Source organism: Mesorhizobium sp. WSM4307, assembly GCF_007003945.1.
Classification (GTDB): domain Bacteria; phylum Pseudomonadota; class Alphaproteobacteria; order Rhizobiales; family Rhizobiaceae; genus Mesorhizobium.
Window position 1 is genome coordinate 44,827 of sequence record NZ_VFTB01000014.1, and the last position, 22,982, is coordinate 67,808.

General features: G+C 58.7%; 26 protein-coding genes and 1 pseudogene. 16 read left to right on the forward strand and 11 right to left on the reverse strand.

What is annotated here, in order from left to right; genetic code table 11:
* Positions 1 to 2: 2 nt before the first annotated feature.
* Positions 3 to 638: a phosphatase PAP2 family protein gene (locus FJV83_RS29570; protein ID WP_245318236.1), complete on the reverse strand. Its 636-nt coding sequence runs from the start codon at positions 636 to 638 to the stop codon at positions 3 to 5.
* Between the two features lie 325 nt (positions 639 to 963).
* Between FJV83_RS29570 and FJV83_RS29575 the strand changes: the two genes are divergently transcribed.
* The 7 genes and pseudogenes from FJV83_RS29575 to FJV83_RS37235 all read left to right on the forward strand — a co-directional run.
* The gene (locus FJV83_RS29575) at positions 964 to 2,451 is read left to right on the forward strand and encodes an ATPase domain-containing protein (protein ID WP_095790020.1); all 1,488 of its coding nucleotides are present in this window, start codon (positions 964 to 966) and stop codon (positions 2,449 to 2,451) included.
* Positions 2,448 to 3,488, forward strand: a complete 1,041-nt coding sequence (locus tag FJV83_RS29580; protein ID WP_142877484.1) for a sensor histidine kinase — start codon at positions 2,448 to 2,450, stop codon at positions 3,486 to 3,488. Before FJV83_RS29575 ends, FJV83_RS29580 begins: the two co-directional genes overlap by 4 nt.
* Positions 3,489 to 3,574: 86 nt before the next feature.
* Positions 3,575 to 4,648 (forward strand): histidine kinase dimerization/phosphoacceptor domain -containing protein, encoded by a 1,074-nt coding sequence (locus FJV83_RS29585; protein WP_142877506.1) that lies wholly within the window; start codon positions 3,575 to 3,577, stop codon positions 4,646 to 4,648.
* Between the two features lie 485 nt (positions 4,649 to 5,133).
* Positions 5,134 to 5,655 carry a hypothetical protein gene (locus FJV83_RS29590; protein ID WP_142877485.1) on the forward strand — a complete coding sequence of 174 codons (522 nt, stop codon included), beginning with the start codon at positions 5,134 to 5,136 and terminating at the stop codon, positions 5,653 to 5,655.
* A 14-nt stretch (positions 5,656 to 5,669) separates the two neighbouring features.
* Positions 5,670 to 6,083, forward strand: a complete 414-nt coding sequence (locus FJV83_RS29595) for a phage holin family protein (RefSeq protein ID WP_095790024.1) — start codon at positions 5,670 to 5,672, stop codon at positions 6,081 to 6,083.
* Positions 6,064 to 6,729 (forward strand): hypothetical protein, encoded by a 666-nt coding sequence (locus tag FJV83_RS29600; RefSeq protein WP_142877486.1) that lies wholly within the window; start codon positions 6,064 to 6,066, stop codon positions 6,727 to 6,729. Before FJV83_RS29595 ends, FJV83_RS29600 begins: the two co-directional genes overlap by 20 nt.
* A gap of 303 nt (positions 6,730 to 7,032) precedes the next feature.
* Positions 7,033 to 7,269 (forward strand): annotated as a pseudogene (locus tag FJV83_RS37235) (SOS response-associated peptidase); the annotation flags it as partial.
* On the opposite strand, the gene FJV83_RS29610 reads toward FJV83_RS37235, so the two are convergent.
* Entirely contained in the window at positions 7,266 to 7,925 is a 660-nt protein-coding gene (locus tag FJV83_RS29610; RefSeq protein WP_245437850.1) for an ABATE domain-containing protein, read from the reverse strand. The pseudogene FJV83_RS37235 and the gene FJV83_RS29610 overlap by 4 nt on opposite strands.
* A gap of 42 nt (positions 7,926 to 7,967) precedes the next feature.
* On the opposite strand from FJV83_RS29610, the gene FJV83_RS29615 reads away from it, so the two are divergent.
* A complete protein-coding gene (locus FJV83_RS29615) occupies positions 7,968 to 8,999 on the forward strand; it encodes an EamA family transporter (RefSeq protein WP_142877487.1) in 1,032 nt (343 codons plus the stop codon).
* The gene (locus FJV83_RS29620; protein ID WP_246689027.1) at positions 8,884 to 10,008 is read left to right on the forward strand and encodes a branched-chain amino acid ABC transporter substrate-binding protein; all 1,125 of its coding nucleotides are present in this window, start codon (positions 8,884 to 8,886) and stop codon (positions 10,006 to 10,008) included. Before FJV83_RS29615 ends, FJV83_RS29620 begins: the two co-directional genes overlap by 116 nt.
* A 421-nt stretch (positions 10,009 to 10,429) precedes the next feature.
* On the opposite strand, the gene FJV83_RS29630 is transcribed toward FJV83_RS29620, so the two are convergent.
* The 3 genes from FJV83_RS29630 to FJV83_RS29635 form a co-directional block, all read right to left on the reverse strand.
* On the reverse strand, positions 10,430 to 10,675 hold the full coding sequence (locus tag FJV83_RS29630; RefSeq protein WP_142877488.1) for a hypothetical protein: 246 nt from the start codon (positions 10,673 to 10,675) through the stop codon (positions 10,430 to 10,432).
* An 82-nt stretch (positions 10,676 to 10,757) separates the two neighbouring features.
* Positions 10,758 to 10,988, reverse strand: a complete 231-nt coding sequence (locus FJV83_RS37785) for a helix-turn-helix domain-containing protein (RefSeq protein ID WP_348643987.1) — start codon at positions 10,986 to 10,988, stop codon at positions 10,758 to 10,760.
* Entirely contained in the window at positions 10,885 to 11,487 is a 603-nt protein-coding gene (locus tag FJV83_RS29635) for a Crp/Fnr family transcriptional regulator (RefSeq protein WP_348643989.1), read from the reverse strand. Before FJV83_RS29635 ends, FJV83_RS37785 begins: the two co-directional genes overlap by 104 nt.
* A 538-nt stretch (positions 11,488 to 12,025) precedes the next feature.
* On the opposite strand from FJV83_RS29635, the gene FJV83_RS37790 reads away from it, so the two are divergent.
* The 3 genes from FJV83_RS37790 (at position 12,026) to FJV83_RS29655 (ending at position 13,414) form a co-directional block, all read left to right on the forward strand.
* Positions 12,026 to 12,226 carry a hypothetical protein gene (locus FJV83_RS37790; RefSeq protein ID WP_179296077.1) on the forward strand — a complete coding sequence of 67 codons (201 nt, stop codon included), beginning with the start codon at positions 12,026 to 12,028 and terminating at the stop codon, positions 12,224 to 12,226.
* Positions 12,226 to 12,465, forward strand: a complete 240-nt coding sequence (locus tag FJV83_RS37795; protein WP_179301131.1) for a hypothetical protein — start codon at positions 12,226 to 12,228, stop codon at positions 12,463 to 12,465. The genes FJV83_RS37790 and FJV83_RS37795 overlap by 1 nt, the downstream gene beginning before the upstream one ends.
* Positions 12,466 to 12,916: 451 nt before the next feature.
* Complete coding sequence (locus tag FJV83_RS29655; RefSeq protein ID WP_142885352.1) at positions 12,917 to 13,414, forward strand: hypothetical protein; 498 nt, start codon at positions 12,917 to 12,919, stop codon at positions 13,412 to 13,414.
* A gap of 85 nt (positions 13,415 to 13,499) precedes the next feature.
* Here FJV83_RS29655 and FJV83_RS29660 read toward each other — a convergent pair whose 3' ends face one another.
* Entirely contained in the window at positions 13,500 to 13,697 is a 198-nt protein-coding gene (locus FJV83_RS29660; RefSeq protein ID WP_095790029.1) for a hypothetical protein, read from the reverse strand.
* Positions 13,698 to 14,498: 801 nt separating this feature from the next.
* Between FJV83_RS29660 and FJV83_RS29665 the strand changes: the two genes are divergently transcribed.
* The 3 genes from FJV83_RS29665 to FJV83_RS29675 all read left to right on the forward strand — a co-directional run bounded on the left by FJV83_RS29665 (position 14,499) and on the right by FJV83_RS29675 (position 19,123).
* Entirely contained in the window at positions 14,499 to 15,566 is a 1,068-nt protein-coding gene (locus FJV83_RS29665; RefSeq protein WP_142877491.1) for a glycosyltransferase family 4 protein, read from the forward strand.
* A 210-nt stretch (positions 15,567 to 15,776) separates the two neighbouring features.
* Positions 15,777 to 17,945: an amylo-alpha-1,6-glucosidase gene (locus tag FJV83_RS29670; RefSeq protein ID WP_142877492.1), complete on the forward strand. Its 2,169-nt coding sequence runs from the start codon at positions 15,777 to 15,779 to the stop codon at positions 17,943 to 17,945.
* A gap of 746 nt (positions 17,946 to 18,691) precedes the next feature.
* On the forward strand, positions 18,692 to 19,123 hold the full coding sequence (locus FJV83_RS29675; protein ID WP_095774596.1) for a hypothetical protein: 432 nt from the start codon (positions 18,692 to 18,694) through the stop codon (positions 19,121 to 19,123).
* 443 nt (positions 19,124 to 19,566) lie between these two features.
* Here FJV83_RS29675 and FJV83_RS29680 read toward each other — a convergent pair whose 3' ends face one another.
* The 5 genes from FJV83_RS29680 to FJV83_RS29700 form a co-directional block, all read right to left on the reverse strand.
* Entirely contained in the window at positions 19,567 to 19,821 is a 255-nt protein-coding gene (locus tag FJV83_RS29680; RefSeq protein ID WP_095790032.1) for a hypothetical protein, read from the reverse strand.
* On the reverse strand, positions 19,822 to 20,232 hold the full coding sequence (locus FJV83_RS29685) for a hypothetical protein (protein WP_142877493.1): 411 nt from the start codon (positions 20,230 to 20,232) through the stop codon (positions 19,822 to 19,824).
* 16 nt (positions 20,233 to 20,248) lie between these two features.
* Positions 20,249 to 20,485 (reverse strand): hypothetical protein, encoded by a 237-nt coding sequence (locus FJV83_RS29690; RefSeq protein WP_142877494.1) that lies wholly within the window; start codon positions 20,483 to 20,485, stop codon positions 20,249 to 20,251.
* A gap of 360 nt (positions 20,486 to 20,845) precedes the next feature.
* A complete protein-coding gene (locus FJV83_RS29695; protein WP_142877495.1) occupies positions 20,846 to 21,034 on the reverse strand; it encodes a hypothetical protein in 189 nt (62 codons plus the stop codon).
* Between the two features lie 139 nt (positions 21,035 to 21,173).
* On the reverse strand, positions 21,174 to 22,661 hold the full coding sequence (locus tag FJV83_RS29700) for a trehalose-6-phosphate synthase (RefSeq protein WP_246689028.1): 1,488 nt from the start codon (positions 22,659 to 22,661) through the stop codon (positions 21,174 to 21,176).
* A gap of 45 nt (positions 22,662 to 22,706) precedes the next feature.
* Between FJV83_RS29700 and FJV83_RS37245 the strand changes: the two genes are divergently transcribed.
* Positions 22,707 to 22,961: a hypothetical protein gene (locus FJV83_RS37245; protein ID WP_246689029.1), complete on the forward strand. Its 255-nt coding sequence runs from the start codon at positions 22,707 to 22,709 to the stop codon at positions 22,959 to 22,961.
* The last annotated feature ends 21 nt before the right edge of the window (positions 22,962 to 22,982 follow it).

Here is a 22,982-nt window from a genome sequence, read left to right on the forward strand (position 1 = left end):
CTTCAAGTCTTTGGTCCCCGCTTTGGTCTTTCCTGAAACCACAAAGCGACTATCCAACACAGGATCGCCCAGCCAGAGCCAACGCACCACCCTGCCAATACATCCGTTGGATAGTGGACTGCGAGGTAGACCCGGCTTATGCCAACGGCCACCGTCAGAAACAAGGCGAGCGCCATGAAATACACTTTGAGGCGCAGATCCTGACTTGCATGTGAAAGCAGAGCCCCTACGGTCAGGAACGTGATCGCCGAAAGCATTGCATGTCCACTCGGGAAGCTTGCCGTGAATACTCGCGTGACATGAGGGATCTCCGGCCTGGGCCGGTTGAAGCTCAGCTTGAGGATCGTGCCAAGCAGTTCGCCGCCGCCCACCGCTACCGCCATCCAAATGGCCAGAGCCCGCTTGTGGACCAGAAGCAGATAAACAGCCGCTCCCAGCAACACGAAGCCAAGAAACACCACGCTGCCGAGTGAGGTCACATCCCTGGCGGCTTCCTGAAGCCAGGGCGGACCGATCGGATAGGCGGGATCGGCTGCGCGAAGGGCCGACATAATGGCCAGATCAAATTTGGTTGTGTCGCCTTCCAGGACTTCCTCGGCGAGCAGCCCAAAGCCGAGAACGAGGCAGGCGACTAGCATGCCCGCAATAAGCCTGTTCTTGCCTTGTGCGGAAGCACTGCCGATCCGAGGCGGCGTGGGAGGGCAGTGATTCCCGAGGGGCCCGCGCTCGATGTCTGGAATTGGTTCTCTCAAGCCTGGGACCTCATTGGTGAGGCATAACGGGCTCGCGAGAACGAGGTTCCCCAGCCATCACCGCGCTGAGAACGTAAGAATTTGCAGCCGCACTGCGCTACAGCCCCGACAACATGACGGGTGGGAAAGGGGCCGTCACCCTCTCTTTTCAAGAGGGAACTATTGAAAATGCTATCCGTTAAGGAGGTCACCAAAGGCGTGTGGGGACAACGTGGATCAAGAGGACGCTTCACCAATATCATCTGGCGTGGAAGGCCTCGACTACGTCCTGCGAGGCGGCTATGCAAAATTCCGCTCACATCTTGTAGAGGGCAGGCCTGGTTCAGGAAAGACCACACTTGGTCTGCAGTTTCTGATCAAAGGCGCGACAGATGGCGAGAAATGCCTCTACATAACGCTGTCCGAAAGCAAGCGTGAACTGCACTCGGTCGCGCAACGGCATGGGTTTTCTCTTGAAGGTGTCGAAATCCTCGAGCTGGTCCCGCCGGAGCTGAGCCTCGATCCGTCGCAGTTACAGACTCTGGTTCATTCCTCCGATCTGGAACTCGGTGAAACTGTGCAGTCCGCGCTTGCCGAGATCGAGCGCATAAAGCCGGATCGCGTGGTGTTCGATTCCCTGTCGGAAATACGTCTTTTGTCACAGGGATCGTTACGCTATCGACGGCAGGTCCTGGCGTTGAAAAGCTTTTTCCTGCTCAACAATGCAACGGTGCTTCTCCTTGACGATCTCACTGCCGAACATGACGATCTCAACCTGCATTCCATCAGTCATGGCGTCATCCGGATGGAACAGCTTTCGCCAATCTATGGCGGAGAGCGGCGGCGGCTGCGCGTCATCAAAATGCGCGGCGTTCAAATTCGCGGCGGCTTCCACGACTTCGTCATTCGACCCGGCGGCGTGACGGTATTTCCTCGCTTGGTTGCCTCCGAACATGAGCTGGCCGAGCCTGGAACGCCCGCCATCGGCAACAGTTCTGTCGACACGCTCTTGGGTGGCGGGCTTGACCGCGGCACCAGCACGCTTCTGATGGGACCTTCTGGTGTCGGCAAGTCAACCATCGCGTGCAGCTATTGCCATGCCGCTCTCAAGCGGGGCGAACATGTGTTGGTGCTTTTGTTCGATGAAACCAAGCGGATATTCCTGGCGCGCGCGTCGGGCCTCGGCATGGATCTGGGCCCGTTCGCCGACAATGGCAGTTTGCTGCTGGAACAGATCGATCCGGCGGAATTGTCGCCCGGTGAATTGTCGTCGCGCATCCAGTCGGCTGTCGAGCGGTCAAATGCGCGGATCGTCGTCATCGACAGCTTGACCGGGTACCTCAATGCGATGTCGGAGGAACAGCATCTTGTGCTGCAGATGCACGAGATCCTGACATATCTCAATCAGAAAGGCGTTGTGACGATCCTGCTGCTGGCCAATCATGGAGTGATCGGTCAAATGTCAGCCCCCGTAGACATGACCTATCTCTGCGATTCCTTAATGCTCCTGCGCTTCTTCGAAAGCGGCGGCCGTCTGAGACGGGCTATTTCCGTGGTCAAGAAACGCGCCGGGCCGCATGAGGACACCATTCGCGAATTCAAGATAAGCGCGACCGGGCTGGCCGTCGGTGAACCATTGGAGGAGTTTCGGGGGATCCTGACTGGCGTGCCCACCTACGAGGGAAAGCAAGGCAACCTGCTGCAAGACAAGGCCTCGTGATGCCTTCAGACTGCAGTGTGCTCGTATTGGCACCAGTCGGGCGCGACGCGAAGGTCGCGTCGACAATCCTCGCGGAGAACGGGATCAAGTCTCACATCTGCGCCACCCTCGACGAAGCAGTACCGCTGTTGGACCAAGCCCAGTGCTTTTTGGTTACCGAAGAAGCCTTGATCAGTTCTGATCGAAATCAGTTCGCATCCTGGCTCAATCTTCAACCGGCGTGGTCCGATTTTCCGATCGTGCTGCTGACGATGCGGGGAACGGAGATCGACAAGCGCCTGGCCTTTCTGGACCGCTATCTGATCGTTCTCGAGAGGCCTTTTCTGGCGTCGAGCCTGGCAAATTCGGTACGCTCGGCTCTGCGCGCCCGCGCCCGTCAGCTCGAGGTCAAGTCGTATATTGAAGAGAAGCAAGAGGTCGCTGACCGGCAGAAACTGCTGATCAGGGAGCTCCATCATCGCGTCAAGAACACGCTGGCAAATGTCCGAGCTATGATGGGTGCGACCGCCAAGTCGAGCGGAAGCGTCGATGATTTCGTGCGCGATTTCTCCGCCAGGATCGTCTCTCTCGCCGACACGCACTCGATGCTCACCGATGACTATTGGCAGATGGCCTCCTTGCACAAGCTGCTGGAGTCGGAGCTGCGCCACTACGATACGAGCGACAGGTCGCGTGTTGTGCTTGAAGGGCCAAACGTCGCCCTGGTCGCCGATATCGCCATCCCGATCGGGATGGCCTTTCATGAACTTGCGTCCAACTCATCGAAATATGGTGCGTTGTCCCGCCCCACCGGACGTCTCGAAGTCCGGTGGTCGTTGAGCAATTCGCAAGACGAGCGAATCCTCAATCTGGAGTGGCTTGAAATGGGCGGGCCGAAGGTCGAGCCCCCAAGAAGGCGCGGCTTCGGGACGACACTGCTGGAGAAAGTCGTGACTGTGCAGTGCCAAGCCAAGGTCGAGTTGAACTATCGCCCTGACGGTCTGCGGTTCACGATGGCCTTGCCGCTACGCGATACGAGGCTGGTCCCGGCATATTGACCTCTTCTAGGTGGCCGCGCTTCGGCGGTGGCCTATCTGCTCCATCGCTGATACTGATGACCTATCCTTACGGCGTAGGCGTTAAAATGACATCGGATACAGGGAAGCCCGAGGCGGTCGAGCAGCTGCTCGATACGCCAGAACTGGCCACGGCGCTGGAGAGCGAACAGTTCAAGAAGTTCCTCGACCAGGTGCCTATTGCGATCGCAGTTTCAGACCTGATCGAAACGGAACGCGTCGTCTATGCCAATCCGGAATTCGAAAAGCTCTCCGGCCTGAAGGCCGCCAGTCTGGCGCGAAAAAACTGGGCAGCGCTGTCGGGGACTGGTATCCGTCAGCAGAAAGACAAGGCGCTGGCCGAATGCGTTGTCAACGAAACGGATTTTGTCGGTACTTTCCGCCTTGAACGCGGCGCCGACGGACCAGCAGTCGTTGACGCCTATTCAAATTTGATAGTGGACGATGATGGCAAGACCTGTTTTCGGCTGGTCGCCTTGGTGGACGTATCCTCTCACGGCGAGGAGGCGCCCTCGATCGAGGAGCGTGTCCGCGAGAAGGATACATTGCTGCGGGAACTGCAGCATAGGGTAAAGAACAATCTCCAGATGATCACCGCACTCATCCGACTGGAGACCCGCAATGCGGCGGAGCCTGATCAGAAACGGTTCGAGAGGTTGGCCGGGCGCGTCGACGCTCTTGCGATACTCTACCAGGCGCTGTCGAACGACGAGCAGGAAGATGAGGTCGATCTCGGCATCTACCTCAGCCAGATAGCATCTGCGGTAATGGCTTCGCATGCCGTCGAAGGCATACGCTTGGACATGAAAGTGGATACCTATCCCGTCTCCGTCAACGTTGCGATGCCGACTGGCCTGGTGGTGAACGAACTGCTGACGAATTCGCTCAAACACGGCTTCAAGGGACGAGAAGGCGGCACGATAACGCTTCACAGCGTGGTCGATGGCGAAGGATGCCGCATCACTATCGCCGATGACGGAGTTGGCTTGCCGCAGGGTGAGACTTGGCCGAAGCCCGGCAAGCTTGGCGCACTCATCGCGCACTCCTTGACCGAAAACGCCAAAGCGCACTTCGAAGTGAAATCCAGCGCCGACGAAGGGACCAGGGTTACCATCGTTTTCAAACGGTCGGCGGCGACCTGACGACCACCCTAGAGGTTGCGCTCGACCGGGTCGCTGTCACGGCGACGCCGACCCACCGCTAGTGCCTAAGTCCGGGTCGGCCACCGTCCTCGGCCTGGGAGACGTAAGAAAGTTTCGCACCCAGCGCGAACGTGCGGATCCGGCCCCCCACCCCAAGTTGCCCGAGCGGATCCAGCCGATCACGTTTCTCGACAGCTGCTGGCACGGTGGTGTGGGCGGTGGCAACCCAGTTCCAAACGTTTCTACGACTGGCCGTCAACTAGCGGAGGTGGACGTTCAAACGTTCTGCCTTAGCGCACTGCGCACTGATGCTGGTGAGGACGAGCGATGCGACTGGCAGAAAAGGGCGGACGAGCGCCGGTGATCGCGTCCAGCGACTGCGGTAATCCGGTTAGCGGCGAATGCACGATAGGCTTTTTTGTCGGGGGCAGGAACCGCTTCATGGTGGCGAAGTTCAATTCCTAGGAACACAGGAGTGAAATATCATGGACACGCCAACCACAGACGACTTTCCGGGACCAGGTAACGCCAACGAGAACGGCTGGGGCAATGAGGACGCCGAGCGTGCCGAGACCAGGAAAGAAGCTCTCGGCAAGCTTAAGACAAGTGCGGCGGAGACCGCGTCGCATCTGAAGAATGCCGCCGCCTCCGTTTCGAGTGATGCCAAAGATTATGCAGGGTCTGTCGCCGCTGATGCCGCGGGCGCCTTCAAGGAAGCAGTCGAGTCCAACAAGACGGCGGGCGCCGATGCTATTGCCAATATCGCCCATTCCGTGAAGGACGCGGCAGACGGCATCGAAAAGCAATCGCCCCAGGTCGCAAGCATGGTGCGCACGGCGGCCGAAGGTGTCGAGCGTATCTCTACCGATATCAGGGACCGCAACGTCGGCGAGTTGCTCGATTCCGTCACGAAATTCGCGCAGCGCCAGCCTGCCGCCTTTTTCGGGATCGGCATTCTAGCCGGCGTGGTCCTGACGCGGATCATGCGAAGTTCCGATCGGTCCTGAGAAGGATCATTGGCATGGATGATGGAACGGACCACCGGCCCTTCGGAAGCGTGTTCGGCCAAGCGGTAAGCCAATTTGGCTCGTTGATGCGCCTAGACTTGCGCCTCCTCGAGGCGGAAATGCGAGCGAAGTCCACCACGCTGGTTTCTTCGGGCGCATGTGGAATGGCGGCGGCCGTGTTTTTTGCGCTGGCGGCGTTCGCTCTGGTTCAGTGTCTCATCCTTGCGATGATCTCCTTCGGGGTAGGTCCGATGCTCGCCTGTCTGATCGTCGGCCTTGTTTTGATCGCGGGAGGTTTGATCTCCCTTTATCTGGCCAAGCGCGCGCTGACCGGATGGACCATTACGCCCGTCGAGACAGTCAATCAGGTGCGGACTGACCTCGCGGCCTTGAAGCAGGGAATACGCTATGGCTCAACCCAGCAATGAGATTAGGGACATCCTGGTGCAGAGCCGAACTGAACGGCAAGCACTGTTCGGCCCTGTAAGCGAGGTGAGCCGCCGGCTGCAACCCAGACATTTGGCCGACGTTTCCACACACTACGCCAAACAGAAAGTTGCCACGGCGCTCGGGGGCATCTCGGATGCGGTCCAGGAGAATGGCGGAATAGCGGCCGCCGTTGCATTGGGCGCAGTCGCCGTTTTTGATGCGGGACGAAGGAGTGCTGACGGAAAAGTCGCTGCTGGGCGTGTCGAAGTAACCACGGCGACGGTGACAAGCGACGGAGATGCCGATGCAAGGTCAAGCGGTTATCATGCTGGCAAGCGTCGCGCCGTTGCCAATCTCGATCGAGCCAAGATGATCGCCGGCTCGGCGGTAGGGGTGTTGGTTGGCCATATCATTGGCCGGGCCTTTCCGCCGACTGCCAAAGAGCACGCGCTGTTCGGCGAGGCTGCCGACGAAATTCGGGACGCGGCGGCCCAATTTGTCAGTGAGCATAAGCGCGGCGCAAAGATTGCCGCGGCTGAGGCCTTCGGCTTCGCGCGATATGGCGCCACCTTCCTGGCCGTGCTTGCGGTGGCAAGCGACTATTTCGTCAGCAAGGAAGACATCCGGGACCCTTCCGAGAAGTAATTGTCAGACAGTCAGGCGCACTTCTTATCTTCCGCGACCTCGACGCGAGCCGGAACGCCTGGCCGCCTGCCTAGGAGCGGGCGTAACTTTCAGCCTCGAATGGAATGTCAGTGTATTGCCGGATGCCGTTCCGCGAACGTTCCATTTCTTCCCTCGAATGCTTTCGACCGCATGGTCGGGCGATCCCATCATATCCTCACGATCACGAGGGTGAGGATGCGAAGATCGCGTCGCAAATCGTTTGAATGCAACAATTCGACATGGCCGTGTGCCGCTGCGTCTGAAACCGGCGGCGCTATCCTAAAAAAGCGCAAGGACAAATGGCTGTCCAACAAGCGCGACGCGCATTGCCGGCATCTGGCGCGAGACGACGGATGAGGGCGAAGCATTCTCGGCCCAGACATTGTCTCCAATCATGACCGGCAGATCGTCATCCTCGGCCGGAAAGACTGGGCTGCCTGGCTCGATCCATCGGTCTCCGCCAAATCTCTTGTCAAGCCTTTACCGGCGCGTACGCATTCCGTCGAGCAGGTCGGCTAATCCGACTTCAGGGCATACCCCTTTGCTCGCTGATAGTGGCGATGCGCCTTCGCACGATTTCCACAATCTCCCATCGAGCACCATCGGCGATTCTGCGCTCTGCTCTCGTCGACAAAAAGCCAGCCGCACCCTCTCTCATCCTGACACTGCCTGATTTTGCCAGAGCGGATCCCGGTCAGGAGCTCAGCAGCCGACAGGGTTATCGGAGTTAGAAGGCTCCCCACTCCCTTCGTCGCGCGCCAAGCGTAGTCGCCTGCCCGCCAAGCGAGGGTTGCGCCTACCCCACCAGCGGTCAGGAAATGGTTGAAGGCCTCAAGGTCCTTGGTGCGAGGCGTCTGGCCATCGATCCGCGCAATCAGCAGATTGTAGATCAGTTCGCGCAAAGCGATCGCGCTCTCATAAAGGGAGTTGGCAGCCTCGACATCGGATTTCCACGCCCGCTGCAACGCCGTTCGTTCGCCACGGGAAACCAGGTCGTTGGCGTGAAACCAGTCCAGCAGAGCTTCCGGGCTGGGGAGCCGTTCTTCAACGTCCGAACGCAACCTCCAGGCCGCCGTGTTCACGAAGCGGATCGCCAGATCCTCGTTCGCCAGATGGCGCTCCGCAACGCGCGTGGCACGTGGTTTTGGAGAGGTCGTGGAACCAATCGGGCTCATGCCGCTTAACCTTACCTAACCTATTAGATGGTTATAAGTTCGATGACCGCTTCTTCAAGAGAAAAGCTTACGATCGTATGCGGTTTTGCCGCCATATATCTCATATGGGGCTCGACATATCTCGCCCTTGCGGTCGCTGTCCAAACCATCCCACCCTTTGCGTTGATGGGCACGCGCTCGATTGTCGGCGGAGTGATCTTGCTGGCGCATTCGAGGGCCAAAGCCGACGACGGCGGTTCGATCCGGTCCTGGCTCCGCGCAAGCCTCTGTGGGGTGCTGTTCTTCGTCGGCTGTCACGGTGTGTTGGCCTATGCCGAGCAGCGCATGCCGTCCGGCCTTGCAGCCTTGCTCCTGGCGACGATCCCATTCTGGATCATCGTCGGAAGAAGCATTCTCGGCAGATCGGACCAGCCTCTTGTCAGGACCATTTTACTGCTGCTTCCCGGCTTGCTCGGAGTCGTCCTTGTTGCATGGCGAAGCGTTGCCGGTCCCGCAGGGCTCCAACTGTCCGACATCCTGCTTTTGCTGATGGCGTCCGCTTCTTGGGCGCTTGGCACGCTCATTGCCGAAGGCCACAACAACAAGGGTTCCTCGGTGGCACTTGCCGGCCGCGAATTGGTCACCGGCGGCGCAGCACTGATGCTGTTGAGCGCGGCGCGAGGCGAACCGATTGGAGCCGTGGCGCAGATTTCCCTGTCATCCTTCCTTGGCTGGAGCTACCTCACGCTCGCCGGCACGGTGATGGCGTTCGGTTCGTACATCTGGCTGCTCAAGAAGATCTCGCCCGCCCTTGTCGCGACCTACACGTTCGTCAATCCCGTGATTGCGATGTTCCTCGGCTCGGCATTTCTTGGCGAGGAGATCACCGCAACCACCCTGATCGGAGGCTTTCTGGTTGTTGCCTCCGTGGCCTGCCTGCTGGTTGCCAACCGCAATTCCACTCACAAGGAGGTAACTCATGGTCGACGCCACGAAAAACAGCAACGGCGATCGCAAAAGGGTAAGGATCGGGGTCGTCGCCCCGCTTACGGGACGTCCTGCTTATCTCGGGATCGAGATGGCGCAGGCAGTTGAACTGGCGGTCGAGGATGCCAACGAAAGGGCTGAGGGTATCTTGTTGGAGGCGATCCGGCGCGACGACAAAGGCGACGAGGCCGAGGGCGCCAAGGTGGCGTCAAGCTTGATCGCTGATCAGGGCGTGCTGGGCATTGTTGGGCACTACAACAGCAACGTCACGCTCGCCGTGGCGCAGCGCTATTGCGATGCGTCGATGGCGCTGATTTCACCCATCGTTTCCAACCCGAAGCTAACGGATTCGGGCTGGAACAATGTGTTTCGGTTCACAAACCGCGACGACGTTACCGCGTCCGCCATATCCAACCATCTGACCGCCGAAATGGGGAAACGGTGCGCTGTCGTGGTCAGAACCAACACCGTCTACGGACAAAGTATGACCGACGAGTTTGTCCACGCCTTTCGGCGCCGCGGAGGCGGTGTTGTGCAGGACATCGCTGTAGAGGAAGGAACCACCGAGTTCGGCGCGTTGGTCGGCAGCTTTCCCAAAAATATCGACCTGGTGTTCTACGGCGGCACATTCGAGGGCGCGCCGTTGCTAAAGGCAATGCGGGCGGCGAGGGTACGGCATTTGCTCGCGACCGGGGACGGTTGCTGGGATGGTTGGAATTTCCTAGAGCCCGCCGGCCAGGCGGCCGAGCAGGATGAGGGCGTCCTCGTCCTCTCAGCCTGTCCGGAAATTGGTGTCGTCCAAGGGTCGCGGGAATTTGCTCAACGCTATACGGATCGCTTCGGTCCCCTCAAGAACTATGCCGTAAACTGCTATGACGCTGCGGCACAGTTGCTTGAGGCCATAAGGCTGGCCAAGCGCGCAAATCAGCTTAGCCGACAGGGCGTGATATCGGCGCTCCGGAAAAGCCAATATCGTGGCATTGCATACCCAGACGTCGTCAACTGGGATGCCAAGCAGGACGACATCGCCGCGGTGACGGCTTTGCACGTGGTTGAGAAAGGCCGGTTCAAGCAGATCAGAATGCTTGCTCGAACGACCGAGAAGTCGGCCTTTTGAGCAATCAGTAGCGGACGTTTGTAAGCGAATTGATGCGGCCGGTTGCCTGGGGTTCATTCCACGCCGGTAGTTCCTAGCCGCTCGCCGCGCCTCCCCAATGCCTGCGAACCGGGACTGTGGGACCGAAATTTGGTTCGCAATGTTCGCCTTGCCGTAGGGCCGGTAGCAAGCTCTTTGCTTTAGAGGAGCGATCAGGGAACCCCGCATCGAACTCCACAGCAAGACCCGCGTCGATCGCGCTTCGAGCTATGTAGTCCCCCCGTTCCCAATCCGTTAGCTCGCAGAGCTCCTTTCTCCGACGGCGTGGATGACCACGTCTATCGAACGCTCGGATTTTTGACATTATCAAGCAGGTAACGGACAACCGTTTGGCGAACGTCCGATGAAGTAAGCGTCGGAGCGACGTCTGCCATTGCAGGGCCTATGAATGAAGCCGTGTTTCAGAGCGATCGGCAGTCATTGCGTCGAAAGCGACAGGAATGCTGTGGAGGATGCATGCCGCAGCCAGTATCTCTTCCAGCTCGGGGTCCGTGGCCTTACACGCCGGAAGCAGTGTTCGAATGGCACGAATTGCCTGTGCGATGGAAAGGAAGCGGGCCTTGCCTCTGGAACGGACATAGGCGTCGGCCGCCCTTTCAACCGTGACGGTGTGAAAACTGTTGGTCATGTGAGTTCCTCCCTGAACCCAAACGAACACGATTTATGGCACCAATTCGTCAACCCGTAAGGGTGTGTCCGATTCCGGACAATCAGCTGGAATCACTGCCGAAGTGACGTTGCTCTTCGTCGCCATAGGCGCCGTGCGTCAGCTTTATCATTCCGGGCCGGTCGACAATGGTGATCTCACCGCGTTTGGCGTGGATCAGCCCCCGATATTCAAGCATTTGCAGGGCTATCGTCACGCCAGGGCGCCGGGCGCCAAGCATGGTGGCCAGAAACTCGTGCGTCAGGTAAGATCCTGTTGCCCTCCATACGATCATCGACCATAAGCAACCACCGGGCCAGCCGTTCCTCGATTTTCGAATGGCCGTTGACAAGTGCCGTGCGGGACAACTGGACCAGGAACGCGTGCGCGTAGCGAAGCAGCGAGCCGCGAAGGGACTGGCTTTCTTCAATCGCGTCGCGAAGGCTTTCGACCGGGAGCAACCAACCTTTGCCGGCGACCTGGATGTAGGTTTCGTTGGGGGAACTGTCCCGGCCGAGAACAACCGCAACCCCCATCATGCCGTCATGGCCAATGATGCCCACTTCGCTTTGCCGGCCGCCCGTCATGGCCGCGACCACCGAAGCGATTCCCGCCTCCGGAAAATAAACATGCTCGATTAGTTGATATGGGACTTCCAGTCGGTCTTTGACGCCCAGTTCGACGTGATGCATTGACGGCTGTAAGAGCGCAAAATCCTCAGGCGAGAGGGCTTGCAATACATGGTTGCGAAGAAGGGATTGGGGCACGGCGCTCTCCCTGACGGGCAAGAGCATGTACCTCTCACTGTCGGCTGCATCCGAAAACACTGGCGGCCGATACAAGCAGAGTAGACCTCATGGGCGCGATTAGCAAATTGGCGTGTACCTCAGTTGGAAAGCGCTTGTTGCGATTCAGGCCTAACTCCTCGCAAACGCATGGTGGCGCGTGCGGAACCCAGCCGGCGAACCGCGCTGCTACGGCCCTTGTTGGGTGGAAGGCGCCCATCTGGCGGACTAGACTGAGCGACCATGCTGGAAACCGCTGGGATCGAACTTATGGATTGCGGAAGGTGGAATCATCTTCCTGAAGTTCGCCGGATCCTCCACGGCTGCGGCAAAGGCGGTGGCTGTGGCGCCTACACTGGGCACTAACATGAGCAGACGGCAGTGCTGTTCCTCACGTGCCATCGCGGCCAGCTGTTTGCTCAATTCCGCTGTTTGGTATCGGATATCACTCCATACCTTTAGGCACAACGAGGCCGAACGCTTCATCAACCCGCGAATCTGATTGGATATGTGCAAACACATCTTGAAAAGCTAGCGCCGCGCACCGATGAGCGTGCGGAATGGCATGCTGTCGGAACCTTTAACCCGAGCGATAGAAGCCGACTTCGGCCAGATGGTTGTAGCGATGCCAAAAGCTCCTTCAGGTACCCGAGTGGTGCGTGCGGCCCAATATCTGGGCACGTCGAAAGAGCACCAGACCTACTGGATCGGCAACCAGGAAGATGCCATCCGCGACTATGCGATGTAATGGGCTACGAGATCGGCGCCACTTACGAGGACGATGGTCGGCCAATGGCCGCCCAAATTAAGGCCACTGCGGAGACCATCGTTGTCTATGATGATAGCCGCTGGGGGCGATTTCAGAACATAGATGGAAGCGCCGGCGTGCGGATAGAATTGTGCGTCGAGCGGTTCATGAACAACGGCAGCGTCGGCTCCGATACCGCCCCGGTTCGATCTGGCCGAAGCGCACGGCCGCCAGATTGACCTCGCCGATTGGCGCAGTTGTGACCCGCGAACCGTCGGAAGCCTCCAGCGCGAACGCTAAGGCACCGTCGTGGTTATGGACGAGCGTCGTAGATCTGCTCGCAACTCCTGAGCTTGCGGATCTCGACCATTGCCGAAGGTTCGCTCTCGCAAACTAAGCGGTTTTCTGGAAATGCCACGACGCTGGAACCTCCATGTCGATGGCTAGTTCATCCCTGACTCATGACATGGGAGAAAACGACATGACAACCTCGGACGAGAACCCCCTAGCCCCACAATCCAAGTCTCCATCACAGCCTGCAACGCCATCACCGTCCACCCAGAAGGTCTCCGGCGCCGGGCCCGCTCTTTCCGAACATTCCAAGGACGCCAAGGCTCCGAAGAGCGGGCGACAGCCGGGGGCGTACGTCAAGGACTGAGCCGAAAGACCAATAAGCCTTGGAGTCATCCCATGCAGATTCTTGAAACGGTCGTCGAAAACGGACCCTTCCCTACAGTGCGGTTCCTGGGCGAAGGCGGCGAGGCGATTTCCGTTTCGCTCGCCTATGACAACGCCCTCGATGACGTGCAACTGATTGCGAAGGCAAAGGTGCTGCTATTACACGCGGCCACGTTCGATGAAACCAGCGCCGCCGACGACGCGAGGATGCGAAGTCAGCCGGAATCGGGCCGCGACGCGTCTTATATCCTCGAGTATCAGGACAAGGGTCACGTGCAGGAGCTCGCAGGCCTTTCGTTTCCCACGCTACAAGCGGTCTTGGCCGAATGCCGGCGTTCTGCGGCCGACCTGTGGCAGGACGCGCTCTCGCGTGGTGAAGCGCCGGTCGGCTGGGCGGTGCGAGCTAAGGATGCAAGCGGTGCGGTCGTCGCGACAGTGGATTATGAGGATTTTCGCACATCAGACGCGGACGTGACTGACGTAGGCGAGCCCAACTCATCGAACTCCTAGACATGTCGTGCCGAGGCCCGCGTTATGGGCGGCAATGATCACGTGGAGTCCTCGATGATCACCCGCAGAAAGCGGGCGTTCAACGCTACAGCTGATCGAAATAAGCAAGCCCGAGACGTATTCGCTGGCCCTCTGCGTAGGCCAGGGCGAATGCCTCCAATTCGAATGATCGGAATATCTCTTCGTCGCCGTTGACCACGCGGACGAACCATTCTCCGCAGACTTCGATCACTTCAACGCAAGGGCCGACCTGATCATTGGCGCTTACGGTCACGTTATCCATCGCAAGATCCTTAGAAAGCAATGGCGAAAACATGATTTATAAGGGTCGCTCGCAGCCGGGCTCAATATCAAATGTGTGTCGGTGCGTAGGCAGGGGATCGGCGATAAAGCTCGGATCGAGGGGACAATGCTGACCCCGAAGAAGCGTGGAGCGGGCGTATCTCCCGGAAATGTGAATCCAGTACACAGGCGGAACATTCGCATTGCCTGGCAGTTCTAGTTGTATGTCCGCGTTGGCGTTCGAATTGGTCTATTTTGCCGGTCTGTCGAGCCACGACCTGCTAGGCGGTGTCGTGTCCCTGCTGGCATGCGTTGTACTCGTCAACGTCATGGCAAAGGATAGGCCGAATCAATAGAAACTCGCGCTCGGCAAGGGCGTTTGATCGTAATGAAAGCTCGCGGCAGAAGCCTGTGTGAAGTGATTTTCGAGGCGATCAGGCCTCGCAAGAGGTCAGACCAGCCTTCAGGTTGACCACAGGATGCCTAGCTGGGCCGCGCCGGCCGCTTGAGAAGCCGGCGTTCCTGTTGTCTGCTCTCAATAGAATTCGAGGATTCGAAGCGCCCCAATGCCGGGTTGGACCGCATTTTGGTGAAGGTTTCAAGTTTGCCTGAACACCTAGCGGCTTGGCCTACGGGGCTCGAGCCGACCGAGGCCTTGTGTGCGATTACCCGGTGTCCGACCGCCAGTCGTTTATCGTAGTTCGGGAACATATTAGTAATTCGAAAGTTTGCGGCGTGGGGAGCAGCCCTCGCATGCGCGTCGGCCTCTCGTCGATTCTTAAGTTGCGGACGCACTTACAAAATGAAGATCGCCCAGATTGCTCCTCTAATGGAGTCCGTTCCTCCCAAGCTCTATGGTGGCACAGAGCGCATCGTCTCGTATCTGACCGAGGAGCTGGTTCGACAGGGCCACGAGGTGACACTGTTCGCCAGCGGCGACTCAAGGACGTCGGCCGAACTTGTGGCGTGTTGCGACGTTGCGCTACGCCTGAGCCCAGAGGCAAGGGACCCTGTCCCCTGTCACGTTTCGATGCTTGAGCAGGTGCGCAGATGGGCAGAAGCCTTCGATGTACTGCATTTTCATGTCGACGTTCTCCACTTTCCGGTCATTAGAGAGTTTAGCAGCCGAACCGTTACGACACTTCATGGCCGCCTTGACCTCCCGGATCTCGCACGGCTTTACGCGATGTTCGACGACGTTCCACTGATCTCGATCTCCGATGATCAGCGCCGACCGATGCCGCCGGTTAATTGGCTCGGAACGGTTTATCACGGCTTGCCGGCTGGTATTCTACCCTTGCGTCAGAAGGCCTCGAGCTATCTGGCGTTCCTGGGCCGCATCTCACCGGAAAAGGGCCCGCTGGCCGCGATAGAAATCGCCGCCCGCGCAAGAATGCCGCTGAAAATTGCGGCCAAAATCGACTCGGTCGATCGGGCGTTTTGGCGAGAACGCGTCGAACCACAGGTGCTGCGAAATTCAAACGTTGAGTTCATCGGCGAGATCAATGAAAGGCAGAAGGCGGAGTTCTTGGGCAATGCGGCAGCGTTGCTGTTCCCGATTGACTGGCCGGAACCGTTCGGCCTCGTGACCATTGAGGCGATGGCCTGCGGAACTCCTGTGGTGGCGTTCAACCGCGGAGCCGTTCCTGAAGTCATCGATGATGGGGTGTCGGGATTTATCGTGGACAATATCGCAGAGGCTGTGAGGGCCGTGCATCGGATAGGTGACCTCGACCGCTCTCGGGTGAGGAGAACTTTTGAAAAGCGGTTCACCGCCGAGCGCATGTGCGCCGACTATATGGCGATCTATCGCTCGCTCACGGGCGACAAGCGATGTCCCTCCGAAAAAATAGCTATGCTGGAAACATAGCTGGCCAGGCGGCCGAACCGGCATAAAGCGATCGGCTTGACAAGTTTGATTGCTCAAAATCCAAAATTGGCCAATCATACGACACGGAGTCGAAAGAGCCTCTTTGCGGTCAAAGCATGTGCCTGCCGAGGCGGGGCGCTGGTGACGATTCGACGTCGGCGACGATCGACAAGCATGTGGGCTAAGTCTCTTTCGAACGGGAGAGCTGACATGAGCGCTGAAATCGAAGATCGCAAGCTAGACCCAGCTGTGGCGCTGCCGGCGATGGATGAATCGGCACCACGCGAGCCTCATAGACAATTTGCGCTCAAGCATGAGGACTGCTTCATCGTCGCGGACAGCTACGGCGACATACGTGGCACCGGCGATGGCCTTTTCCGCGACGACACGCGCGTACTATCGCGCTTCCGTCTGTTCATCGGCGGGCGCATTCCATCCCTGCTAGGCGCCTCGCTTTCCCAGGACAACATACTGTTCACTGCCAACCTCACGAACTTGGCCACTACGGGGCCCGACGGCCGTGAAACGCTGCCGGGTGTCGTGCACGTCGATCGAACACGGTTCATCTGGCAAAATCGTATGTTCGAGCGGGTCACCTTCACGAATTACTCTGGGCGCGAAGTGCTCCTACCCGTGAGATTCGACTTCGACGCCGATTTTCGTGATATGTTCGAGGTTCGTGGCACTACGCGCAGCCGCCGCGGTCACGCTCATGACGCGCTGATCGGCGAAGCAAGCGTCATGTTTCGCTACGAAGGGCTCGACAATTTGGCGCGCCAGTCGATTATCTCGTTCTCGACGCCGCCTGACCAGATCCAATCCAACCACGCCGTGTTCTTCATCGTAGTGGGCAGGCGTGACGCAAGAGCGCTGTTTGTAGAGGTCGGTCACGACGAAGAAGTCCCCTCGAGCGACCGCTTTCGCGCCGCGGCGGCCCGAGCACGTTTTGCCATGCGCTCGAAGCGGCGTCAGGGAGCCACCGTCTTCAGTTCGGGCCGCGTGTTCAATGACTGGCTTACGCGCACGCGCGCCGACATAGCACTGCTGACCACCGATCTTGAGACCGGACCGTATCCTTACGCCGGCATTCCATGGTTCTCGACCGCTTTCGGTCGCGACGGCGTCATTTCGGCCCTTCAGATGCTGTGGCTCAACCCAGAACTTGCCCGCGGGGTCCTGGCATTCCTTGCCCGATATCAGTCCACCGAGACTTCGATATTCGATGATTCCGAACCCGGCAAGATCATGCATGAAACGCGAAAGGGGGAAATGGCGGTGCTGCGCGAGCTGCCGTTCGGCCGCTATTATGGCGGTGTCGATACGACCCCGCTCTATGTTTACCTAGCCTGTTCCTACGCCGATCGCACTGCCGATGAGGTGTTTGTCAATCGCATGTGGGATTCGCTGTGTGCGGCCGTGGGATGGATAGAGGACGTTGGAAGGCGTAACGGCGAGGGCTTCGTGACCTACAGCAGGGCGGCGGACACCGGGCTTTTCAACCAAGGCTGGAAGGATAGTGCCGACGCCATATTCCATGCCGACGGCACGATTCCGCGGGGACCGATCGCCCTGGTTGAGGTACAAGGCTATGTCTTTGCAGCCTACCAGGGCATGGCTACACTGGCAGCCAGACGCGGCGACACGGCCAAAGCAGCGCGCTGGAGCGCGCTGGCAGAAAGTATCCGCAGCGCAGTGGAGAGGCATTTCTGGATGCCGGACCACAATTTCTACGCCTTGGCCATAGACGGGGAAGGCAAGCAATGCGCGGTGCGCGCCTCGAACGCTGGTCATCTGCTTTATGTCGGGCTGGCATCGGCGGAGCGGGCGTCATCAATAGCCGAACAGCTCTTTTCGGGTCATCTCAACAGCGGTTGGGGCGTGCGCACCTTGGCCGACGACGAGGTGCCATTCAATCCGATGTCCTATCATAACGGCTCGATCTGGCCGCATGACACTGCCATCTGTGCCGCTGGGCTCGCCCGCTACCAAGAGCGTGCCGGTGTCGTGAAGCTCATGAGCAGCATGTTCGAGGCCGCGGTTCGGTTTAATATGCGGCTTCCCGAACTATTCTGCGGGTTCACCCGGGCAATTGGCGATGCACCGGTTGCCTACCCTGTCGCTTGTCTGCCGCAGGCTTGGTCGGCGGGGTCGGCCTTCATGATGCTGCAAGCCTGTCTGGGAATTCGGATCGACGGGTGGAACCGTACCATCGAGGTCGACCGTCCACGGTTGCCAATAGGCATCGACAATATCGTCATTCGTCACCTGGCCGTAGGGGAGGAGAAAGTCGATCTCACTTTCGAGCGCGTGGGTGACCACATTGTTTGTTATCTCGATGAGCGGCATGAAGGGCTCGTGCCGCTGGAGGTGCGCTCCTAGCTTGCCGGTCACTGAAATTCTTTTGTACTCCGACATTCGAACTGAGCCAAGGTGAAGAAACCAAGAGCCGCGACTGTCGAGAGGGTCAAGGAAATCGAGCGTCGCCTAGTCCTCGATGATCTGCTTCCGCCGTGATCGCGACGATAGCCGAAATCGCTCGGGATCTCCTGAGCTAAGACGTGAGCAAAGCTGGGCGGGATCCTCAGAGTTCCCAGCACCAGCCGAACGCAGAACAGGTTCTTCGTAGACATGCTGAACCTCCTGCCGGCCACGCTGGCGTCATTGCGCCCATGGCAGCTCCAAACATGGCTCCTTGAACCGCGCCTTGTTTGTTCGACTTGCCGCTATGCCCGTGTCGTGTCGATGTCCAGCGCCACTGGAAGGGCGCCTGACGTCATCCTATTCGCGGAGATCAAGAATGTGGGCAACGGGCTTGAGGCTTCGCAAAAGGATGGCGGCAAGGGCTCAGACGCGGTCGATTTGGGCGTTAACGGCCTAAGAAAATTCGAGAGGCCCGGCATGGGTGGGACTGAACGAATTGCTCGCCATCGACTCTGCGCGGCCCACGGACAGTCAAGGACGAGCGTTCACAGCGCCGCCAATGAAAGCGGCCGGATCAACGAGCCCTGCCATTCACCTGCAGCTGGCCAATTTTATCGCTGATCCGCACCGGGCCCGGCTCTTGTCAGGACGTCGGTGCGCGATAGTTTGTGCAGGGTGGGGACTTCAATCGACGGGAGCCTACCATGAAACATCAAACGCTAGACCAACTGCAGACAATCGCGAAGGTTCAGCCTTTGTCGACGTATCCGTTCATGACTCGCCAACAGCGCATAGAACGTTGGGCAGCGCTGCTGGAAAAAGACCCAGATCGGTGCCTGGGTGCCCTTACCGGGACCGAGCATCTGAAGCGGGAGGCCCGTGATTCTTCACGCTGTCAGGGCTCGCCTATCACTGTGGCCTTTGATGATCCGGTGTTGCGGGAGCTGGGCCTGCGGGATGATTCTTATGGAGAAGCCAAGCGGTTCTTCGAACTGACCGACTGGCAATTGCATAGCATCGTCTGCAGTTGCCACGTCGGCACAACATTTAAGGCTCAGTGGGCCGCCGCACGGGTTCGCAAAACGATCGGTGGCAATAAGTTCCTTGAATGGCTGAGCGAGAAACTGTGGCACTAAAGCCTTTTGATAGTCAGGTGATGCTAAGGTCGATGGTGCCGCTTGGGGTTGGAGATACATCGTCTTCCCGGTCATTACATAGCTGGGAATCCATCGAGTACCCACATCAGGACTAATGTAATGTGATCCGCACAGTTGCAGTCCGCCGCGAAAAATCGCTTCCCTAGAAGACTTGCCCGCTATCCCTCGGGAGCGGGCTTTTTCTTCTGACACTGGCCCGGCAGTTGAAGCAGGACGCTGGCGAACCAAGTGGCACGTGCGCGAACAAGAGCTTGGCCACGTCCCAAGACGCCACCCAATGCGCGCTCGATCAGGCTGGCAAGAGACGCGGGCAGACGTTCGGGACGCGAATTCGTTCGCTCCTGTGACCGCTGCCTTGGAGATCGCTCTCAAATGACCACGAAAATTAGCAGCTGAGACCTACTGAGGCAGCTAATTATCGATTAGCGCGCCTGCGAATCCTTGGCGATCCAGCCAGAGGTCAAAATGAGGGATGCTTCAAACACCTTTGCCCCATTTTCGCCCCGCACTTTGACCGTCAGCTTGAAAAGATCGCGGTCGGGCATCTCGTCGCGCGCGACATCCTGGAGGACGCGTAAGGCCTCGTCCCTGGCACTTTCCTTGGAGGCAAATAACTGGCCATTCTCGTCCAGCACCGGCCCCTCACTATTGTAGACGTCAAAAAAATACCGGTCCATTCAACGCTCATCTGCAAAGCACCTTAGCTCAATACCTCTCCTTCGATCTGGTTCCTCTTCATACTGGCATTTAGGTGAAATGCAGGCAGATTTGGACTGTCTGCCGTCGGGAATAAAATCAGGCTGCGGGCATTGAGAATAGTTGAACCCCTGTACTTGCAGCTCGGCCAGCACAATGGTCTTTCTGATGCCCGAAGGTCGATGCTGGCAGAGGTTCGTATTAGGCGGAAAGAGATTTTCCGTCGGGCACATGGTGTCGGTGGGGCTCGACCAATCTACAGCACGTTGCTCGTTGGGGGGCCAGCAGCGCGCTACAAAGTTATCGAGAACGGTGGCAGGCAATTCACGTCCTTGCAGGTACCCGGAGACGGCGCGGTCGAACCCATAGCGATCCACGCGGTCTTTGATCAATTGTCGGCGCCCGGCTTCAGCTGGGCCTGATGTGTATATCGTCTTCATCATCGTGCTCGATCAGGTCGATCAACCCTGCGACCCGTGTTCCTGGCAATGCGCGTCCCTGGCTTATCAACGCCTCATCCCCGACCGTCCATGCCAATGCCTCTCTCAACTCCTCCAGCGAGGCACCGGACGCGATGATTTCCGCAATCGTTGAGTCGTCGATAGGTCCAAGGACCGAGACGACGTCTTGGCGTGTCATGGTCATACTTACCTCCACTTGAAATCCCAACAGAGCAAATGGGTAGTGGTCGGGGCGCTTGCCACCAGCTCTTCGAAATGGTCGGCGAAAATTGGGCGTTGACGACGCCTCTTGACACGGCGGAAATCGATTCCCAACTCATCTTTGTCGGTCGCCGTGCAAGGGGCCGACGTGTCAGGGAGCGCCAGGCTTCTTGGCGTTCCCGGAGAGGCCTGGCAAGCATTTGTCAGGGCCAGAATGGCAGGGGTGCTGGCACAATCCGATCGTTCCGCATCGGCTGAGCTGATGAGGAGAAGTCGGTTGCTGCGCGCGAATCATGATCTGCCACGCCCGCCGGTTTGACCGGTATGAACACGAGACAGGCCGTCAGCTGTCCTCCGCCCTAGCCCTGACCAGCTGGAGCACGGGGCGAGGGGCCTGCTCCTCGCCCACTTCAACAATCGGCAGCGCGACAAACTCGGGTGGACTTGTCAACCGTGGCTGCAAGAAAACCGGATGCAACCCCTCTCCACGTGGCGCTGCAAGTTCATGAAACTGCAACAGCGAAATCTTCATGGCGCTATTCCCGTATATCTTCGACTTTAGCGTCAACGTCACAAGATGGCGCTCGTTTCATGCCTCTGAAGAAAATCTCGCCAGTAAGGCTGAAAACCTGTGCGCGATGAGATATCCGGTCGGTCACTGCCAGGCCAGGCTAGCTCCTATTCGCCAGCGCCTCGAGAAATGACTTCCGCCATTGTGCGGCGTCATTGCGCCGGATGCTCTCAATCAGGGCACCGTGCCTGGCCATTCTTTCCTCGAGCGGCATGGCCAGCGCTTTTGCTATCGCGTCAGCAACCTCGTCGACCACATAGGGGTTAACGATCAAGGATTGCGCAAGCTCTTCAGCCGCGCCTGCAAACCGCGACAATACGAGTACCCCGGGATCGGCTGGGTCCTGGGCGGCTATATATTCTTTTGCGACAAGGTTCATTCCATCACGAAGGGGTGTGACCAGCCCGACCTGACTGGCCCGCAACAGACCGGCCAGCCGCGAGCGCGGAACGGTGCGGTGGATGTAGCGGATCGGCGTCCAGGTCAGATCCGCGTATTTTCCGTTCACGGAGCCCGCGGTTGCCTCGAGCTGAGCGCGTATTTCCGCATACGCTCCCACCTCTTCTCGCGTGGGCGATGCTATTTGAAGATAGGTTACCGCGCGCTCGAGTTCGGGGTGCCGTTCGAGAAGGCGCGCAAAGGCCTGCATGCGGCCGGGCAGTCCCTTGGAGTAATCCAGCCGGTCGACTCCGATAATCTGCTTGAGACCAAGAATCTGGCGGCGCATGGAATCGATCTGGACATCCGCGGCCGCTTCGTTAGCCATGCGTGCGAAGGCATCGACATCGATGCCTATCGGAAAGCTGCTCGACAGGACGGTTCGGCCATTGCTTTTGGCCACGCCGCCGATGTCGAAGGTGGTCGAACCCGTCGCCCAAACAGAACGCCGAAAATTCGTCACGTCCGTCCCGGTCTGGAAACCCAGCACGTCGTATTGGAGCAGATCAGCGATGAGTTCTCCATGGTCCGGCGTGGCGACAAACAGCTCCGGCGGCGGGAACGGTATATGGAGGAAAAAACCGATGCGATTTCCGAATCCGAGCCGGCGCAACTCCGCAGCCAGTGGGATAAGATGGTAGTCGTGAACCCAGATCAGGTCATCATTGCCTGATAACAGTCGTGAGAGCGCCTTGGCAAAGCGCGCATTGATCTGCCTGTACGCATGCCGAAACTCGCTGCGATGTTGTACAAGGTCGAGCCGGTAATGAAAAAGCGGCCACAGCGTACTGTTGGCATAGCCGTTATAGTACAGCGAATACTCCTGCTGCGGTAGCGTCAGTGCGGCCGTCTCGATCTTGCCCACGCATTCGAGGTGGATGAGCGGTTCGTCGCTCGCGGCTGAATCATGGTGCCCGACGCTTGCCCCTAGCCACAGCCCTCCACGCTCGGCCAAGGCATCGACGATGCCCACTGCAAGCCCCCCCGCTTGTGCCAGATCGCGTACGTTCCCCAGTCGATTTGAGACGACAACCAGACGTCGCGATATGGTATTATTGGTGGTCTGTCGATCGCCCAACGTGGCCTCACGCTCGGCGAAATCGCAAACCGTCTGCGAAGCTTCGTTCTGGGTTTCGTTCGTTGCCTGCAACACGAGAAATCCTAAGCCTGAAGATCGCCTGAGAACGGTCCGCCCATGCGATTGTTCCACGCAATTTGTTCCATCTCTTCGATTGAGCGCCACACCAGTACCCGGCTCAATTCTGCCGGTCACGGAACGCTGACCGCAGCTGGCCTTGCATTAGCCGCCGACCTGGCCGCGGACTGTGATCGTCTGAAGCAGTTCTTGCCCGCCTGGATGGCCTATGACATGCGCCTGATGGGCGAGCGCTTCTTCCCCGAAGCCATAATGCCTGAGGCCGGCGACGTCTGGCACCGTACTGCTCCTTAGGGCCGCGCGCTGCGCCCATAT

What these genes read in the sequence shown, in the direction of transcription:
- FJV83_RS29570 (WP_245318236.1), bottom strand. Translation starts at nt 638, where the DNA reads ATGCTAGTCGCCTGCCTCGTTCTCGGCTTTGGGCTGCTCGCCGAGGAA.
- FJV83_RS29585 (WP_142877506.1), top strand. Translation starts at nt 3,575, where the DNA reads ATGACATCGGATACAGGGAAGCCCGAGGCGGTCGAGCAGCTGCTCGAT.
- FJV83_RS29590 (WP_142877485.1), top strand. Translation starts at nt 5,134, where the DNA reads ATGGACACGCCAACCACAGACGACTTTCCGGGACCAGGTAACGCCAAC.
- FJV83_RS29595 (WP_095790024.1), top strand. Translation starts at nt 5,670, where the DNA reads ATGGATGATGGAACGGACCACCGGCCCTTCGGAAGCGTGTTCGGCCAA.
- FJV83_RS29600 (WP_142877486.1), top strand. Translation starts at nt 6,064, where the DNA reads ATGGCTCAACCCAGCAATGAGATTAGGGACATCCTGGTGCAGAGCCGA.
- FJV83_RS29610 (WP_245437850.1), bottom strand. Translation starts at nt 7,925, where the DNA reads ATGAGCCCGATTGGTTCCACGACCTCTCCAAAACCACGTGCCACGCGC.
- FJV83_RS29615 (WP_142877487.1), top strand. Translation starts at nt 7,968, where the DNA reads ATGACCGCTTCTTCAAGAGAAAAGCTTACGATCGTATGCGGTTTTGCC.
- FJV83_RS29620 (WP_246689027.1), top strand. Translation starts at nt 8,884, where the DNA reads ATGGTCGACGCCACGAAAAACAGCAACGGCGATCGCAAAAGGGTAAGG.
- FJV83_RS29630 (WP_142877488.1), bottom strand. Translation starts at nt 10,675, where the DNA reads ATGACCAACAGTTTTCACACCGTCACGGTTGAAAGGGCGGCCGACGCC.
- FJV83_RS37785 (WP_348643987.1), bottom strand. Translation starts at nt 10,988, where the DNA reads ATGATCGTATGGAGGGCAACAGGATCTTACCTGACGCACGAGTTTCTG.
- FJV83_RS29635 (WP_348643989.1), bottom strand. Translation starts at nt 11,487, where the DNA reads ATGCTCTTGCCCGTCAGGGAGAGCGCCGTGCCCCAATCCCTTCTTCGC.
- FJV83_RS37790 (WP_179296077.1), top strand. Translation starts at nt 12,026, where the DNA reads ATGAGCGTGCGGAATGGCATGCTGTCGGAACCTTTAACCCGAGCGATA.
- FJV83_RS37795 (WP_179301131.1), top strand. Translation starts at nt 12,226, where the DNA reads ATGGGCTACGAGATCGGCGCCACTTACGAGGACGATGGTCGGCCAATG.
- FJV83_RS29655 (WP_142885352.1), top strand. Translation starts at nt 12,917, where the DNA reads ATGCAGATTCTTGAAACGGTCGTCGAAAACGGACCCTTCCCTACAGTG.
- FJV83_RS29660 (WP_095790029.1), bottom strand. Translation starts at nt 13,697, where the DNA reads ATGGATAACGTGACCGTAAGCGCCAATGATCAGGTCGGCCCTTGCGTT.
- FJV83_RS29665 (WP_142877491.1), top strand. Translation starts at nt 14,499, where the DNA reads ATGAAGATCGCCCAGATTGCTCCTCTAATGGAGTCCGTTCCTCCCAAG.
- FJV83_RS29670 (WP_142877492.1), top strand. Translation starts at nt 15,777, where the DNA reads ATGAGCGCTGAAATCGAAGATCGCAAGCTAGACCCAGCTGTGGCGCTG.
- FJV83_RS29675 (WP_095774596.1), top strand. Translation starts at nt 18,692, where the DNA reads ATGAAACATCAAACGCTAGACCAACTGCAGACAATCGCGAAGGTTCAG.
- FJV83_RS29680 (WP_095790032.1), bottom strand. Translation starts at nt 19,821, where the DNA reads ATGGACCGGTATTTTTTTGACGTCTACAATAGTGAGGGGCCGGTGCTG.
- FJV83_RS29690 (WP_142877494.1), bottom strand. Translation starts at nt 20,485, where the DNA reads ATGACCATGACACGCCAAGACGTCGTCTCGGTCCTTGGACCTATCGAC.
- FJV83_RS29695 (WP_142877495.1), bottom strand. Translation starts at nt 21,034, where the DNA reads ATGAAGATTTCGCTGTTGCAGTTTCATGAACTTGCAGCGCCACGTGGA.
- FJV83_RS37245 (WP_246689029.1), top strand. Translation starts at nt 22,707, where the DNA reads ATGCGATTGTTCCACGCAATTTGTTCCATCTCTTCGATTGAGCGCCAC.